The organism is Staphylococcus sp. McC-251-APC-3A2 (genome assembly GCF_009695665.1).
In the GTDB taxonomy this organism is placed as follows: domain Bacteria; phylum Bacillota; class Bacilli; order Staphylococcales; family Staphylococcaceae; genus Staphylococcus; species Staphylococcus cohnii.
Genome location: NZ_VUNO01000021.1, coordinates 1 through 1,677, shown reverse-complemented (window position 1 = coordinate 1,677; position 1,677 = coordinate 1). Strand labels below are relative to the sequence as shown.

The following is a 1,677-nucleotide window of genomic DNA, read 5'->3' as shown; positions in this document are numbered from 1 at the left end:
ATGAGCATTCAAAACTGAATACAATATGTCAATGTTATTCCTTCTCATCTTCTAAAGAAGATGTTCCGAATATATCCTTAGAAAGGAGGTGATCCAGCCGCACCTTCCGATACGGCTACCTTGTTACGACTTCACCCCAATCATTTGTCCCACCTTCGACGGCTAGCTCCATAAATGGTTACTCCACCGGCTTCGGGTGTTACAAACTCTCGTGGTGTGACGGGCGGTGTGTACAAGACCCGGGAACGTATTCACCGTAGCATGCTGATCTACGATTACTAGCGATTCCAGCTTCATGTAGTCGAGTTGCAGACTACAATCCGAACTGAGAACAACTTTATGGGATTTGCATGACCTCGCGGTTTAGCTGCCCTTTGTATTGTCCATTGTAGCACGTGTGTAGCCCAAATCATAAGGGGCATGATGATTTGACGTCATCCCCACCTTCCTCCGGTTTGTCACCGGCAGTCAACTTAGAGTGCCCAACTAAATGCTGGCAACTAAGTTTAAGGGTTGCGCTCGTTGCGGGACTTAACCCAACATCTCACGACACGAGCTGACGACAACCATGCACCACCTGTCACTTTGTCCCCCGAAGGGGAAGGCTCTATCTCTAGAGTGGTCAAAGGATGTCAAGATTTGGTAAGGTTCTTCGCGTTGCTTCGAATTAAACCACATGCTCCACCGCTTGTGCGGGTCCCCGTCAATTCCTTTGAGTTTCAACCTTGCGGTCGTACTCCCCAGGCGGAGTGCTTAATGCGTTAGCTGCAGCACTAAGGGGCGGAAACCCCCTAACACTTAGCACTCATCGTTTACGGCGTGGACTACCAGGGTATCTAATCCTGTTTGATCCCCACGCTTTCGCACATCAGCGTCAGTTACAGACCAGAAAGTCGCCTTCGCCACTGGTGTTCCTCCATATCTCTGCGCATTTCACCGCTACACATGGAATTCCACTTTCCTCTTCTGCACTCAAGTTTCCCAGTTTCCAATGACCCTCCACGGTTGAGCCGTGGGCTTTCACATCAGACTTAAGAAACCGCCTACGCGCGCTTTACGCCCAATAATTCCGGATAACGCTTGCCACCTACGTATTACCGCGGCTGCTGGCACGTAGTTAGCCGTGGCTTTCTGATTAGGTACCGTCAAGACGTGCATAGTTACTTACACATTTGTTCTTCCCTAATAACAGAGTTTTACGATCCGAAGACCTTCATCACTCACGCGGCGTTGCTCCGTCAGGCTTTCGCCCATTGCGGAAGATTCCCTACTGCTGCCTCCCGTAGGAGTCTGGACCGTGTCTCAGTTCCAGTGTGGCCGATCACCCTCTCAGGTCGGCTACGTATCGTTGCCTTGGTAAGCCGTTACCTTACCAACTAGCTAATACGGCGCGGGTCCATCTATAAGTGATAGCAAAACCATCTTTCACTTTAGAACCATGCGGTTCTAAATGTTATCCGGCATTAGCCCCGGTTTCCCGGAGTTATTCCAGTCTTATAGGTAGGTTACCCACGTGTTACTCACCCGTCCGCCGCTAACGTCAAAGGAGCAAGCTCCTTATCTGTTCGCTCGACTTGCATGTATTAGGCACGCCGCCAGCGTTCATCCTGAGCCAGGATCAAACTCTCCATAAAAATATGATGTTTGATTAGCTCATAAAATACTAATTTGTGTTAT

General features: G+C 49.5%; 1 rRNA gene. It reads right to left on the bottom strand.

Annotated elements, in window-relative coordinates:
• Window positions 1-81: 81 nt before the first annotated feature.
• Window positions 82-1,634 (bottom strand): 16S ribosomal RNA (locus FYJ81_RS12960).
• Between the last annotated feature and the right edge of the window lie 43 nt (window positions 1,635-1,677).